We start from the raw sequence: 14,311 nt of genomic DNA, 5'->3' as shown, positions 1-14,311 counted from the left end.
ATTTTTAATCAGAGGCCAACATGTACATCTATCGTTTGGTCCTGCTGCTGGTCGTCGGGATCTACCTGTTCTCCCCCGCCATCATGGATTGGTGGATCGACGCCACGGGCGCCTGGTATCGCCCTTATCTGCTGTGGCTGATCCTGATCGTCGTGACCTTCATCCTGCAGAGCCAAAAAGATGCCGATGAGCTTTAGTCTCACCCAGATGCTGCTGATCAGCGCCGCCTACCTGGCTGCGTTATTCGGCGTGGCCTGGATCAGTGAGCGCGGAATGATTCCGCGGGCGATCATTCGCCATCCGTTGACCTACACCTTGTCCCTGGGCGTGTACGCCAGTGCCTGGGCGTTCTACGGCACGGTGGGGTTGGCCTATCAGTACGGCTACGGCTTTCTCTCCAGTTATCTTGGGGTGTCGGGCGCGTTCCTGCTGGCGCCGGTGCTGCTGTACCCGATCCTGAAAATCACCCGGACGTACCAGCTGTCTTCCCTGGCCGACCTGTTTGCCTTTCGCTTTCGCAGCACCTGGGCCGGCGCGCTGACCACCATCTTCATGTTGATCGGTGTGCTGCCGTTACTGGCCCTGCAGATCCAGGCGGTGGCCGACTCCATCAGCATCCTGACCCGCGAGCCCGTGCAACATCGGGTTGCCCTGGCGTTCTGCGCGCTGATCACCTTGTTCACCATCTTCTTTGGTTCTCGCCATATCGCCACCCGCGAGAAACACCAGGGCCTGGTGTTTGCGATTGCCTTTGAGTCGGTCATCAAGCTGATCGCCATCGGCGGCGTCGGCCTTTATGCGCTCTACGGCGTGTTCGACGGGCCGCAACAGCTGGAGCTGTGGCTGCTGCAAAACCAGACCGCCCTCGCCGCCTTGCATACGCCCTTGCAGGAAGGCCCATGGCGTACGCTGCTGCTGGTGTTCTTCGCCTCGGCGATCGTGATGCCGCACATGTACCACATGACCTTCACCGAGAACCTCAACCCGCGCTCGCTGGTCAGCGCCAGCTGGGGCTTGCCCCTGTTCCTGCTGCTGATGAGCCTGGCGGTGCCGCTGATCCTGTGGGCCGGCCTGAAACTGGGGGCCACCACCAACCCCGAGTATTTCACCCTGGGCATCGGTATTGCTGCCAACAGCCCGGCCCTGGCCCTGCTGGCGTATGTAGGCGGGTTGTCGGCCGCCAGCGGGTTGATCATCGTCACCACCCTGGCACTCTCGGGCATGGCGCTCAACCACTTGGTACTGCCGCTGTACCAGCCGCCGGCTGAGGGCAATATCTACCGTTGGTTGAAATGGACCCGACGCGCGCTGATCGTCGCGATCATCATGGCCGGCTACGCGTTTTATCTGCTGCTGGGCGCCGGGCAAGACCTGGCCAACCTCGGCATTGTCGCGTTTGTTGCCACCTTGCAGTTCCTGCCGGGCGTGTTGTCGGTGCTGTACTGGCCGACCGCCAATCGACGTGGCTTTATTGCTGGGCTGCTGGCCGGGATCCTGGTGTGGACCGTCACCATGCTGTTACCGCTGGTCGGCAACTTGCAGGGCTTCTATATCCCGTTGCTGAACATGATCTACGTGCTGGACGACACCAGTTGGCACATGGCGGCCATCGCCTCGCTGGCCGCCAACGTACTGATGTTTACCCTGATCTCGCTGTTCACCAACGCCAGCGCCGAAGAAACCAGCGCCGCCGAAGCCTGCGCGGTGGACAACGTGCGCCGCCCGCAACGCCGCGAACTGCATGCGGCCTCGCCCCAGGAGTTCGCCACGCAACTGGCCAAGCCCCTGGGCGCCAAGGCCGCACAAAAGGAAGTCGAACAGGCGCTACGCGACCTTTACCTGCCATTTGACGAGCGCCGCCCCTATGCCCTGCGCCGCCTGCGTGACCGTATCGAGGCCAACCTGTCCGGGTTGATGGGGCCGAGCGTGTCCCAGGACATGGTGGAAACCTTCCTGCCCTACAAGGCCGGTGGCGAAAACTACGTTACCGAAGACATCCACTTCATCGAAAGCCGGCTGGAGGATTACCACTCACGCCTCACCGGCCTGGCCGCCGAGCTGGACGCCCTGCGCCGTTACCACCGCCAGACCCTGCAGGAACTGCCGATGGGCGTGTGTTCCCTGGCCAAGGACCAGGAAATCCTGATGTGGAACAAGGCCATGGAGGAACTCACCGGCATCGCCGCCCAGCGAGTGGTGGGTTCGCGCCTCAATACCCTGGGCGATCCATGGAAAGAGCTGCTGCAAGGCTTCATCAACCTGCCGGACGAGCACCTGCACAAGCAACACTTGGCCCTCGACGGCCAGACCCGCTGGCTCAACTTGCACAAAGCCGCCATCGATGAACCCTTGGCACCGGGTAACAGCGGCCTGGTGCTGCTGGTGGAAGACCTGACCGATACACAAATGCTCGAAGACAAGCTGGTGCACTCCGAACGCCTGGCCAGTATTGGGCGCCTGGCAGCCGGCGTGGCCCATGAAATCGGCAACCCAATCACCGGTATCGCCTGCCTGGCGCAAAACCTGCGCGAAGAGCGCGAAGAAGACGGTGAAATCACCGAAATCAGCGGGCAGATCCTCGAACAGACCAAGCGGGTTTCACGCATCGTCCAGTCATTGATGAGCTTTGCCCACTCCGGCGCCCATCAGAATCAGGACGAAGCGGTGTGCCTGGCCGAAGTGGCGCAGGATGCCATTGGGCTGTTGGCCTTGAACCGGCGCAATTTCGAAGTACAGTTCTTTAACCTGTGCGATCCGGACCATTGGGTCGATGGCGACTCACAACGCCTGGCCCAGGTGCTGATCAACCTGCTGTCCAACGCCCGCGACGCGTCGCCGGCCGGCAGTGCTGTACGTGTCAAGAGCGAGGCTTTCGAGCATACGGTCGACCTGATCGTGGAAGACGAAGGCAGCGGCATTCCACAGAACATCATGGACCGATTGTTCGAACCCTTCTTCACCACCAAGGACCCCGGTGAAGGTACCGGTCTGGGCCTTGCACTGGTCTATTCCATCGTTGAAGAGCATTATGGACAAATCACCATCGACAGCCCGGCTGACACACAAAGCCAACGCGGCACCCGTATCCGGGTGACCTTGCCGCGTCATGTCGAAGCGACGTCCGCTGTGAACTGAGACCGTCGAGAGAATTGAATCAATGCCGCACATTTTGATCGTCGAAGACGAAACCATTATCCGCTCTGCCTTGCGACGCCTGCTTGAACGTAATCAGTACCAGGTCAGCGAAGCCGGCTCGGTGCAGGAAGCCCAAGAGCGATTCAGCATTCCCACGTTCGACCTGATTGTCAGTGACCTGCGCCTGCCCGGCGCCCCGGGCACCGAGCTGATCAAGCTGGGCCAGGGCACCCCGGTGCTGATCATGACCAGCTACGCCAGCCTGCGCTCGGCGGTGGACTCGATGAAGATGGGCGCGGTGGACTACATCGCCAAGCCTTTCGATCACGACGAAATGCTCCAGGCCGTGGCCCGCATCCTGCGTGACCGTGTGTCGGCCAGCAGCGCGCCTGCCGAGCAGCGCCCCACCGGCAAGGCCAGCGCCGGCGAAAAACCGGGTGTCGACAACAGCAACGGCGAGATCGGCATCATCGGCTCCTGCCCACCGATGCAGGACTTGTACAGCAAGATCCGCAAAGTGGCGCCGACCGACTCCAATGTATTGATCCAGGGCGAATCGGGCACCGGTAAAGAACTGGTGGCCCGCGCCCTGCACAACCTGTCCAAGCGTGCCAAGGCGCCGATGATCTCGGTGAACTGCGCGGCGATCCCCGAATCCCTGATCGAGTCCGAGTTATTCGGCCACGAGAAAGGGGCGTTCACCGGCGCCAGCGCCGGGCGTGCGGGCCTGGTGGAAGCCGCGGACGGTGGCACCTTGTTCCTCGATGAAATTGGCGAACTGCCCCTGGAAGCCCAGGCGCGGTTGCTGCGCGTACTGCAAGAAGGCGAAATTCGCCGGGTCGGTTCGGTACAATCGCAGAAGGTCGATGTTCGATTGATCGCAGCGACACACCGAGACCTCAAGAGCCTGGCCAAGATCGGCCAGTTCCGTGAGGACTTGTATTACCGCCTGCATGTCATCGCGCTCAAACTGCCAGCCCTGCGCGAGCGCGGCGCCGACGTCAACGAGATCGCCAACGCGTTCCTGTTGCGTCAAGGCGCGCGCATTGATCGCACCGACCTGAAGTTTGCCGCAGACGCCGAGCAGGCGATCCGTCACTACTCGTGGCCAGGGAACGTGCGTGAGCTGGAGAACGCCGTCGAGCGCGCGGTGATTCTGTCGGAGAGTCCGGAGATTTCCGCCGAGTTGCTGGGCATCGACATTGAGCTCAGTGACCTGGACGACGACGATTTCATCGGCTTGGCCCCGCAGCAGGGCGGAGCCAGCAATACCAGCCATGAACCGACGGAAGATTTGTCACTGGAAGATTACTTCCAGCACTTCGTGCTCGAGCATCAGGACCATATGACCGAGACCGAGCTCGCACGCAAGCTGGGCGTGAGTCGCAAATGCCTGTGGGAACGCCGTCAGCGCCTGGGCATTCCACGGCGCAAGACCGGGGTGGCCAGCGAAAGCTGAGGGCGCAGCCCCACAGGTAACACCTGTTGATGTGAAAAAACTGTTACCGCTGACTTTTCACGTAACAAAAGCCGGGGCTTACGGTAACGAAGCCCCGGCTTTTTTTTGGCCCTCAAACCGGCGAAACCAGCCCAACCCCCCGGTTTTGCTGGGCGGCACAAAAGTTGGCACGCACCCTGCTATATGCTTAGTACAAAAACAATAACAAGCTTTGTACAAGACAATAAAAATAAGACGAATCGACTCACGCATAACAAAAACAACACGGCGGAGGCGCAGCTAACTGATTCTTTTGGAGAGGCGTTGCATTTGGGGCTTGCCCCGCAACCAGGCCGAGAACAACAAAAACTGCCCTAAGGCAGAGCCTGAACTGGTTGGATCGTAGATCAGCAACACAGCGACCAAAGCAATCCGTTTGCTCTTGACTCCCGATTGGGAGTGTCATGAAGGTGAAGCTTTATGGCGAGGGCGATCAACAAAAACAAGAAGCCCGACATCAATAATAAAAATAGAGCACGCAACTACTTCTGGGGGAGCTTCGGCTCCCCTTGTAGTTTCCGGGATTTGACCTTCAAACGCTTATGGCGCAATGCCTTTAGCTTGTTCCTACACCATCCCCCGACTAAATGCTAGAATCCCCGCCCATCATGCGGTCATTCTTCGTTATGGCCGAACATTCCTTCAAACAGTGCATCCCATGCTGAAGAAGTTGTTCCAGTCATTCCGTTCTCCCTTGCGTCGAACGCAACACAAACGCAGCACGCCTGAAGTGCTCAATAGCAGCCAGCATTCGCTGCAGCGCGCTCAATTCAGCCGTTATGCAGTGAACATCGTCGAACGTTTGCAGAACGCCGGCTACCAGGCCTACCTGGTGGGTGGCTGCGTACGCGACATGTTGCTCAACATCACGCCCAAGGATTTCGACGTTGCCACCAGCGCCACGCCTGAACAAGTGCGCGCCGAGTTTCGTAATGCACGAATCATCGGCCGGCGCTTCAAGCTGGTGCATATCCACTTTGGTCGCGAAATCATCGAGGTCGCGACCTTCCGCGCCGGTCACCCGCAAAACGATGAAGAGGAAGACACCAACCAGTCTTCCCGCAACGAGAGCGGGCGCATCCTGCGCGATAACGTCTATGGCACTTTGGAAGAGGACGCGCAACGCCGCGACTTCACCATCAATGCCTTGTATTACGACCCGGTCAGCGAGCGCATCCTCGATTACGCCAACGGCGTACACGACATTCGCAACAATCTGATCCGCCTGATCGGCGACCCGACGCAGCGCTATCAGGAAGACCCGGTGCGCATGCTGCGCGCCGTGCGATTCGCGGCAAAGCTCAACTTCGGCATCGAAAAGCACACCGCCGCGCCAATTCGCGAACTGGCGCCGATGCTGCGGGAAATCCCCTCGGCGCGCCTGTTTGAGGAAGTGCTCAAGCTGTTCCTTTCGGGCTACGCCGCCGACACCTTTGAAATGCTCGTCGATCTGCAGTTGTTCGACCCGCTGTTCCCGGCCAGCGCCGAGGCCCTGGAGTACAACCCGACGTACACCCACACCTTGATCAGCGAGGCCTTGATCAACACCGACCTGCGCATCAAGCAGAACAAGCCGGTGACCCCGGCGTTCCTGTTTGCTGCCTTGTTGTGGCCGGCCCTGCCCAAACGCGTACTGCGCTTGCAGGACCGTGGCATGCCGCCGATCCCGGCCATGCAGGAAGCGGCTCACGAGCTGATCGCCGAACAGTGCCAACGCATCGCCATCCCCAAACGTTTCACCATGCCGATCCGCGAAATCTGGGACATGCAGGAGCGCCTGCCACGCCGCAGCGGCAAGCGCGCCGATCTGTTGCTGGACAACCCGCGCTTCCGTGCCGGCTACGACTTCCTGCTGCTACGTGAAAGCGCCGGCGAGCAGACCGATGGCCTGGGCGAATGGTGGACCGATTATCAGGACGCCAATGACAGCCAGCGCCGCGAGATGATTCGTGAACTGGGCAGCAAAGGCGATAGCGCCGGCGAAGGCCCGAAAAAGCGTCGCCGCAGCGGCACCAAGCGTAAACGCAGCAGTGCCGATGCCTCGGGCGCTGCGGGCGAATAAACATGGAACGTATCTACATCGGCATGGGCAGCAACCTGGCTGCCCCGCACCAACAATTGCGCAGCGCGATCGAGGCGCTGGCGCAACTGCCTGGCTCCCACCTCGCTGGGGTGTCCGCTTTCTACCAAAGCGATTCATTGCTGCCGGGCCAGCCGCGCTACACCAACGCCGTTGCGGCGCTGGACAGCCACCTGGCGCCATTGGACCTGCTCGATGCGCTGCAAGCCATCGAGAACGATCAGGGGCGCGAGCGCCTGGAACGCTGGGGCCCACGCACCTTGGACCTGGATATCCTGCTGTTCGGTGATCGCCTGATCGACGAGCCGCGCCTGAAAGTGCCGCACTACCAGATGCATGTGCGCGCGTTTGTGCTGTATCCGTTGGCTGAGCTGGCGCCAGCCGACCTGCATCTGCCTGACGGCCAGCGTTTAAGCGACCTGCTCAGCGCCTGCCCGTTCGTCGGCCTGGAACGCCTCCCGCAAGATTGACTCGGTCAATGTGGGAGCTGGCTTGCCTGCGATGCAAGCGACTCGGTGTATCAGCCACACCGAGTTGATGCCATCGCAGGCAAGCCAGCTCCCACATTGGATATTCAGTGCGGCCCAAACCCGTGCTCAACTTGCTGAATCGCGTCAGTAACAGCGGTAACACCGCCATCGTAACAATGCGGTAACACATCCAATTGACTTCCCGTGTCCTCCTCACGACTATAGGCGTCCCGCTGCCGCCAACCCGGCGCGACAGGGCGCAATCCAGGCCTTATAAGCACTGCTTTCAAGACAGTGCGCCTGTATAAACGAAGACTCACGCGCGTTACTCGCTGTTTCCAAGCGCCTGAACGAGGACCCTTTTCATGCCAGACATTACCCTGACCACCTTGCAGAGCCTCAAGCTCAAAGGTGAAAAAATCACCATGCTGACCTGCTATGACGCCACTTTCGCCCACGCCAGCTGCCAGGCTGGCGTCGAAGTGCTGCTGGTGGGCGACTCCCTGGGCATGGTTCTTCAAGGGAATGACAGCACGCTGCCCGTGACCACCGATGAACTGGCCTACCACACCGCCAGCGTCAAGCGTGGCAACGATGGCGCCTTTATCATCGCGGACCTGCCGTTCATGGGTTACGCCACTCTTGAGCAAACCTTTCTGAACGCCGGCAAGCTGATGCAGGCCGGCGCGCACATGATCAAAGTCGAAGGTGCCGTGTGGCTGGCCGAGTCGATCCGGCTGCTGGCCGAGCGCGGTGTGCCGGTATGTGCGCACATGGGCCTGACGCCGCAGTCGGTGAATATCCTCGGTGGCTACAAGGTCCAGGGCCGCAATGAAGCCCAGGCCCGCCAGATGCGCGCCGATGCCATCGCCCTGGAACAAGCCGGTGCTGCGATGATTCTGCTGGAGTGCGTGCCGAGCGAACTGGCTGCCGAAATCACCCAGGCTGTCAAAGTGCCCGTGATCGGAATTGGTGCCGGTGCAGCCACCGATGGCCAGGTGCTGGTATTGCACGACATGCTCGGCCTGTCGATCACCGGCCACGTGCCGAAGTTCGTGAAGAACTTCATGGCCGGCCAGGACAGCATCCACGCCGCCCTGAGCGCCTACGTCAGCGAAGTGAAAAACGTGACGTTCCCAAGCGTTGAACACGGATTCTCGGCATGAACACCGTTAAAACCGTCCGCGAACTGCGGGCTGCCGTAACCCACGCCCGCAGCGCCGGCAAGCGCATCGGCTTTGTGCCCACCATGGGCAACCTGCACAGCGGCCACGCCACCCTGGTGACCAAGGCCGCACAGCAAGCGGATTTTGTGGTGGCGAGCATTTTCGTCAACCCGCTGCAATTCGGCGCTGGCGAAGATCTGGACAAATACCCACGCACATTGGCCGCCGACCAGGAAAAGCTCCTGCAGGCCGGTTGCAACCTGCTGTTCGCGCCCACGGTCGAGGAAATGTACCCTGATGGCATGAACGGTCAGACCCGTGTCAGCGTGCCACAGCTGTCCGAAGGCTTGTGCGGCGCCAGCCGCCCAGGGCACTTCGAAGGTGTAGCCACGGTGGTCAGCAAGCTGTTCAACATGGTCCAGCCGGACATGGCCGTATTTGGCCAGAAGGACTACCAGCAGTTGGCGGTGATCCGCGCCATGGTCCGCGACCTGAACATGCCGATCCAGATCATCGGCGAGCCCACCGTGCGCGCCGAGGACGGCCTTGCGCTGTCATCACGCAACGGCTACCTCACCGAGGAGCAACGGGCGGTCGCGCCAGTGCTGTACCGCGCGCTCAGCCAGATCGCCACGGCCATCAAAGGCGGTGATCATGATTTCGCCAGACTGCGCGCCGAGCACATCCAGCAGATTGAAGCCGCAGGGCTGCGCATGGACTACCTGGAAGTGCGCCAAGGCGTGCATCTGCGCCCGGCCACGGCTGAAGATCGTGATGTGGTGATCCTGGTCGCCGCTTACCTGGGGGCGACGCGCCTCATCGATAACCTGCACCTGAACCTCGCCTGACCCCGCTTTACCCTCAACCTGTTGCCCCGACGGCTGTGCCGGTATAAAAAAGTACCGGCCACAGCGCAGACAAAGCCAAGACATATCCACACGCTAGGTTTAATGTAACTGCCCTGCGCTATGGTTAGCGCTGTCTGGAACCCAATCCTTGTTATAAGACTGGATGTTCCGGGCTTTGAAGTGTCCTAAAGGCAGTCCCCGTAATAAAAAGGAAACCCGCAGCGATGGCGTACTACCGCACCCCTCATGACGTTACCGCGCTGCCCGCCTGGCAAGCGCTTGTTCAACATCGCCAAGCCATGCAGGATTTCAGCATGCGCGAGGCGTTCAATGCCGATCCTCAGCGTTTTTCCCAGTTCACCTTGAGCAGCTGCGGACTTTTCCTCGATTACTCGAAAAACCTGATCACCAGCGAAACCCGCGACCTGCTGGTGGGCCTGGCCAAGGAAGTCAATCTCAAGGCGGCAATCGACGCGCAGTACGCTGGCGAACCGGTCAACTCCTCCGAAGGCCGCCCTGCCCTGCACACCGCCCTGCGCCGCCCGGTGGGCGACAAGCTGTCGGTCAACGGCGTGAACATCATGCCGGACGTGCACAAAGTGCTGAACCAGATCACTGACCTGGTCGGCCGTATCCACGACGGCCTGTGGCGTGGCTACACCGAGAAGCCGATCACCGACGTGGTAAACATTGGCATCGGTGGCTCGTTCCTCGGCCCGGAGCTGGTCTCCGAGGCCTTGCTGTCCTATGCCCACAAAGGCGTGCGTTGCCACTACCTGGCGAACATCGACGGCAGTGAGTTCCACGAACTGACCATGAAGTTGCGCGCCGAGACCACGCTGTTTATCGTCTCGTCCAAATCCTTCAACACCCTGGAAACCCTGAAAAACGCCCAGGCCGCCCGCGCCTGGTACCTGGCCCAGGGGGGCTCGGAAGCCGAGCTGTATCGCCACTTCATCGCCGTCTCGAGCAACAATGCCGCGGCCGTGGCGTTCGGTATCCGCGAAGAGAACATTTTCCCGATGTGGGACTGGGTCGGTGGGCGCTACTCGCTGTGGTCTGCCATCGGTTTGCCAATTGCTTTGGCCATCGGCATGTCCAACTTCAAGGAACTGCTGTCGGGTGCCTACACCATGGACCAGCACTTCCTGAACGCGCCGTTCGAAGCCAACATGCCCGTGCTGCTGGGCTTGCTGGGCGTGTGGTACGGCAACTTCTGGGGTGCGCAGAGCCATGCGATCCTGCCGTACGACCATTACCTGCGTAACATCACCAAACATTTGCAGCAGCTGGACATGGAATCCAACGGCAAGAGCGTGCGCCAGGACGGCACGCCCGTGTCCACCGATACCGGCCCGGTGATCTGGGGCGGCGTGGGCTGCAACGGCCAGCACGCTTACCACCAGTTGCTGCACCAAGGGACTCAATTGATCCCGGCCGACTTCATCGTGCCGATCGTCAGTTTCAACCCGGTGTCCGACCACCATCAGTGGCTGTACGCCAACTGCCTGTCCCAAAGCCAGGCACTGATGCTCGGCAAGACCCGCAGCGAGGCCGAAGCCGAGTTGCGTGAGAAGGGCCTGCCGGAAGCCGAAGTACAGAAGCTGGCACCGCACAAGGTGATCCCGGGCAACCGTCCGAGCAATACCCTGGTGGTCGAGCGCATCAGCCCGCGCCGCCTGGGTGCGCTGGTGGCGATGTATGAGCACAAGGTGTTCGTGCAGAGCGTGGTGTGGGGCATCAATGCCTTCGACCAATGGGGCGTTGAACTGGGCAAGGAGCTGGGCAAAGGCGTGTACAACCGCCTGACCGGCGCCGAAGAAACCTTGGCCGAAGATGCTTCGACCCAGGGCCTGATCAACTACTTCCGCGGTCGTCACCGCGGCTGAGGCCGTTCATTCAAGGCCACCGTCCGTTTGGACGTTGGCCTTGAACCCTCCCGCCTCAGGGTGCATCTTTATGACTTGTCGCAAAAACAAGAATAAGGAGCGCTCATGTTCGATATCAGCACCTTTCCCACCGCCGATGCCGTCCGCCGGGCTGCGCAACTGCGTCAAGAGGACTACCAGCGCCTCTATCGCCAATCCATCGACCAGCCAGACACCTTCTGGGCCGAACAGGCCAAGGGCTTTCTCGACTGGATAAAACCCTGGCACAGCGTCCAGCAGTCAGACATCCACACCGGTGCCGCCCAATGGTTTGCCGGTGGTCAGTTGAATGTCAGCTACAACTGCATCGACCGCCACCTGGCGCAGCGCGCCGATCAGCCGGCCTTCATCTGGGAAGGCGATGATCCGTCAAAATCCTGCACGATTACTTACCGTCAACTGCACCAAAACGTCAGCCGCCTGGCCAACGTCTTGAAAAGCCGTGGCGTGAAAAAAGGTGATCGCGTGTGTATCTACATGCCGATGATCCCCGAAGCGGCCTACGCCATGCTGGCCTGCACGCGAATCGGCGCGGTGCACTCGGTGGTGTTTGGTGGTTTCTCTCCTGACGCCCTGCGCGACCGCATTCTCGACGCCGATTGCCGCACCGTGATCACCGCCGACGAAGGCGTACGCGGTGGCAAGCCCGTGGCGCTGAAGCAGAACGTCGACAAAGCCCTGGCCAGTTGCCCGAATGTCAGCACGGTACTGGTGGTAGAGCGCACCGGGGCGAGCGTGAATTGGCACGAGGGCCGCGACCTCAAGTACCAAGCCGCCCTGGACGCCGCCAGCGACAACTGCCCACCCGAGCCGATGGACGCCGAAGACCCACTGTTCATCCTCTACACCTCCGGCAGCACCGGCAAACCCAAAGGCGTGTTGCACACCACCGCTGGCTACCTGCTGCAAGCGGCGATGACCTTCAAGTACGTGCTCGACTACCAAGAGGGCGAAGTGTTCTGGTGCACCGCCGACGTGGGCTGGGTCACCGGCCACAGCTATATCGTCTATGGCCCGCTGGCCAATGGCGCCACCTCGCTGATGTTCGAGGGCGTGCCGAGCTATCCGGACAGTTCGCGTTTCTGGCAGGTCATCGATAAACACCAGGTGAATATCTTCTACACCGCGCCCACCGCCCTGCGTGCCCTGATGCGTGAAGGCCACGGCCCGTTGCAGAACACATCCCGCGCCAGCCTGCGCCTGCTGGGCAGCGTCGGTGAGCCGATCAACCCGGAAGCCTGGGACTGGTATTTCAACGCCGTCGGCGAACAGCGCTGCCCGATTGTCGATACCTGGTGGCAGACCGAAACCGGCGGCATCATGCTCAGCCCGCTGGTCAGCGCCCAGCGCATCAAACCGGGCTGTGCTACCCAGCCCATGTTCGGCGTACAACCGGTGTTGCTCGATGAACAGGGCAAGGAAATCAGTGGCGCCGGCAGTGGCGTCCTGGCGATCAAGGCCAGCTGGCCGGGGCAGATTCGCAGCGTCTACGGCGACCCGCAACGCATGATCGACACCTACTTCAAGCCCTACCCCGGCTACTACTTCACCGGGGATGGCGCACGGCGCGATGAAGACGGCGACTACTGGATCACCGGGCGCATCGACGATGTGATCAACGTCTCGGGCCATCGCATCGGCACCGCCGAGGTGGAAAGTGCCCTGGTGCTGCATGACCAGGTCGCCGAAGCCGCTGTGGTGGGCTATCCCCACGACGTCAAAGGCCAGGGCATTTACGCGTTTGTCACCCCCATGAATGGCGTCGAACCCAGCGACGAATTGAAAAAGCACCTGCTGGAGTTGGTCAGCAAGGAGATTGGCAGCTTCGCCAAACCGGAACTGATCCAATGGGCGCCTGCCCTGCCGAAAACCCGCTCTGGCAAGATCATGCGGCGCATCTTGCGCAAGATCGCCTGCAACGAACTGGACAGCCTGGGCGACACCTCAACCCTGGCCGACCCCAGCGTGGTGGACGGTTTGATCGACAAACGCCTCAACCGGTAGCGCCAGGATAATCCCCGGCCTGTGCAGGCCGGGGTTAGCTGTTAAACTTCGCGCCCCCTTTTTCTTATTCATCTGCAAGCAAGGCGCGCTCCATGACTCCCTTGAATCAGGCGCTGCGCGCCGCCCTCGATCACCGCCAAGACCTGATCAACACGCTGCACAGCCAGGGTACGGACTGCTATCGGCTGTTCCACGGCAGCCAGGAAGGCGCCGGCGGCTTGACCATCGACCGCTACGGTCCGCAATTGCTGGTACAAAGCTTCCACCAGTCCCTGGAAACGGCAGACCTGCTGGACCTGCACCAACTGATCAACCAGTACATGGGCCTGGAATTGTTGCTGGTGTACAACGACCGTGCCCGCGGCAACTCACGCATCGACCGCGAAGACACGGTGTACCGCGCAGAGCCTGGCGCATTGGAAGATCTGGTCGGCCACGAGTGGGGCCTCAATTACCGTGTGCGTGGGCGCCACGCCGGGCAAGACCCATTGCTGTTCCTCGACCTGCGTAACACCCGGGGCTGGGTCAAGGACAACAGCGCCGGCAAAAGCGTGCTAAACCTGTTCGCCTATACCTGCGGCGTCGGTTTGAGCGCGGCAGCAGGCGGCGCACGCGAGGTGTGCAACCTGGATTTTGCCGAGGGCAACCTGGCGGTGGGGCGTGAAAACGGCCAACTCAACCCGCAGTTGCCGAGCATGGAGTTTGTGCAGTCCGATTACTTCCCGGCGATTCGCCAATTGGCGGGCCTGCCGATCACCCAGCGTCGCGGGCAGAAGCTGCCGAGCTATCCGCGCCTGGAACAGCGCCAGTACGACCTGGTACTGCTCGATCCTCCCGCCTGGGCCAAGAGCGCTTTCGGCACCGTCGATTTGTTGCGCGACTATCAAAGCCTGCTCAAACCCGCACTGCTGGCCACCGCCAACAATGGCGTGCTGATTTGCTGCAACAACTTGGCAAAGGTCAGCATGGAGGACTGGCGTGAGCAGGTGCTGCGCTGCGCGGAAAAAGCCGGGCGCCCGGTGCGCGAATGGCAGGTTATGCCACCTGGAGCCGACTTTCCCTCCAGAGACCAACAGCCTCCGCTGAAGACGCTGATCCTGCATTTGTAGGAAGTTTCCCAGCGTCCACGGTTCTTCGGAACCGAATTCCCGTGCCATACTCCAAGGCACTCTCGTTCGACAT

The 14,311-nt window shown here is 61.0% G+C and carries 10 protein-coding genes; all 10 read left to right on the top strand.

From position 1 onward, the window contains the following. Positions 1 to 20 precede the first annotated feature (20 nt). The 10 genes from QK296_RS08535 (at position 21) to QK296_RS08490 (ending at position 14,238) form a co-directional block, all read left to right on the top strand. The gene (locus QK296_RS08535; protein ID WP_003176118.1) at positions 21 to 197 is read left to right on the top strand and encodes a hypothetical protein; all 177 of its coding nucleotides are present in this window, start codon (positions 21 to 23) and stop codon (positions 195 to 197) included. Next, positions 181 to 3,135: a sensor histidine kinase gene (locus QK296_RS08530; RefSeq protein WP_003194154.1), complete on the top strand. Its 2,955-nt coding sequence runs from the start codon at positions 181 to 183 to the stop codon at positions 3,133 to 3,135. The genes QK296_RS08535 and QK296_RS08530 overlap by 17 nt, the downstream gene beginning before the upstream one ends. A 22-nt stretch (positions 3,136 to 3,157) precedes the next feature. Further along, positions 3,158 to 4,594, top strand: a complete 1,437-nt coding sequence (locus tag QK296_RS08525) for a sigma-54 dependent transcriptional regulator (RefSeq protein ID WP_003194155.1) — start codon at positions 3,158 to 3,160, stop codon at positions 4,592 to 4,594. A gap of 697 nt (positions 4,595 to 5,291) precedes the next feature. Continuing rightward, complete coding sequence (locus QK296_RS08520) at positions 5,292 to 6,695, top strand: polynucleotide adenylyltransferase PcnB (protein ID WP_003194157.1); 1,404 nt, start codon at positions 5,292 to 5,294, stop codon at positions 6,693 to 6,695. A gap of 2 nt (positions 6,696 to 6,697) precedes the next feature. After that, complete coding sequence (gene folK, locus QK296_RS08515) at positions 6,698 to 7,183, top strand: 2-amino-4-hydroxy-6-hydroxymethyldihydropteridine diphosphokinase (RefSeq protein WP_282390810.1); 486 nt, start codon at positions 6,698 to 6,700, stop codon at positions 7,181 to 7,183. Positions 7,184 to 7,548: 365 nt separating this feature from the next. Beyond that, positions 7,549 to 8,349 carry a 3-methyl-2-oxobutanoate hydroxymethyltransferase gene (gene panB, locus QK296_RS08510; RefSeq protein ID WP_003194161.1) on the top strand — a complete coding sequence of 267 codons (801 nt, stop codon included), beginning with the start codon at positions 7,549 to 7,551 and terminating at the stop codon, positions 8,347 to 8,349. Further along, positions 8,346 to 9,197, top strand: a complete 852-nt coding sequence (gene panC / locus QK296_RS08505) for a pantoate--beta-alanine ligase (RefSeq protein WP_003194163.1) — start codon at positions 8,346 to 8,348, stop codon at positions 9,195 to 9,197. Before panB ends, panC begins: the two co-directional genes overlap by 4 nt. Before the next feature lie 224 nt (positions 9,198 to 9,421). After that, positions 9,422 to 11,086, top strand: coding sequence for a glucose-6-phosphate isomerase (pgi, locus tag QK296_RS08500; protein ID WP_003194166.1), 1,665 nt, complete (start codon positions 9,422 to 9,424; stop codon positions 11,084 to 11,086). A 105-nt stretch (positions 11,087 to 11,191) separates the two neighbouring features. Next, positions 11,192 to 13,129 carry an acetate--CoA ligase gene (gene acs / locus QK296_RS08495; RefSeq protein ID WP_282390808.1) on the top strand — a complete coding sequence of 646 codons (1,938 nt, stop codon included), beginning with the start codon at positions 11,192 to 11,194 and terminating at the stop codon, positions 13,127 to 13,129. A 92-nt stretch (positions 13,130 to 13,221) separates the two neighbouring features. After that, positions 13,222 to 14,238, top strand: a complete 1,017-nt coding sequence (locus tag QK296_RS08490; protein ID WP_169856682.1) for a class I SAM-dependent methyltransferase — start codon at positions 13,222 to 13,224, stop codon at positions 14,236 to 14,238. Positions 14,239 to 14,311: the final 73 nt, after the last annotated feature.

It is taken from the genome of Pseudomonas sp. AL10 (genome assembly GCF_029960685.1).
GTDB lineage: Bacteria > Pseudomonadota > Gammaproteobacteria > Pseudomonadales > Pseudomonadaceae > Aquipseudomonas > Aquipseudomonas lactis.
Note: the sequence above shows the minus strand (reverse complement) of the source record. Positions and strands in the feature narration are given on the sequence as shown.

Coding starts and splice junctions, on each gene's coding strand:
- QK296_RS08535 (WP_003176118.1), top strand. CDS start 21: ATGTACATCTATCGTTTGGTCCTGCTGCTGGTCGTCGGGATCTACCTG.
- QK296_RS08530 (WP_003194154.1), top strand. CDS start 181: ATGCCGATGAGCTTTAGTCTCACCCAGATGCTGCTGATCAGCGCCGCC.
- QK296_RS08525 (WP_003194155.1), top strand. CDS start 3,158: ATGCCGCACATTTTGATCGTCGAAGACGAAACCATTATCCGCTCTGCC.
- QK296_RS08520 (WP_003194157.1), top strand. CDS start 5,292: ATGCTGAAGAAGTTGTTCCAGTCATTCCGTTCTCCCTTGCGTCGAACG.
- folK (WP_282390810.1), top strand. CDS start 6,698: ATGGAACGTATCTACATCGGCATGGGCAGCAACCTGGCTGCCCCGCAC.
- panB (WP_003194161.1), top strand. CDS start 7,549: ATGCCAGACATTACCCTGACCACCTTGCAGAGCCTCAAGCTCAAAGGT.
- panC (WP_003194163.1), top strand. CDS start 8,346: ATGAACACCGTTAAAACCGTCCGCGAACTGCGGGCTGCCGTAACCCAC.
- pgi (WP_003194166.1), top strand. CDS start 9,422: ATGGCGTACTACCGCACCCCTCATGACGTTACCGCGCTGCCCGCCTGG.
- acs (WP_282390808.1), top strand. CDS start 11,192: ATGTTCGATATCAGCACCTTTCCCACCGCCGATGCCGTCCGCCGGGCT.
- QK296_RS08490 (WP_169856682.1), top strand. CDS start 13,222: ATGACTCCCTTGAATCAGGCGCTGCGCGCCGCCCTCGATCACCGCCAA.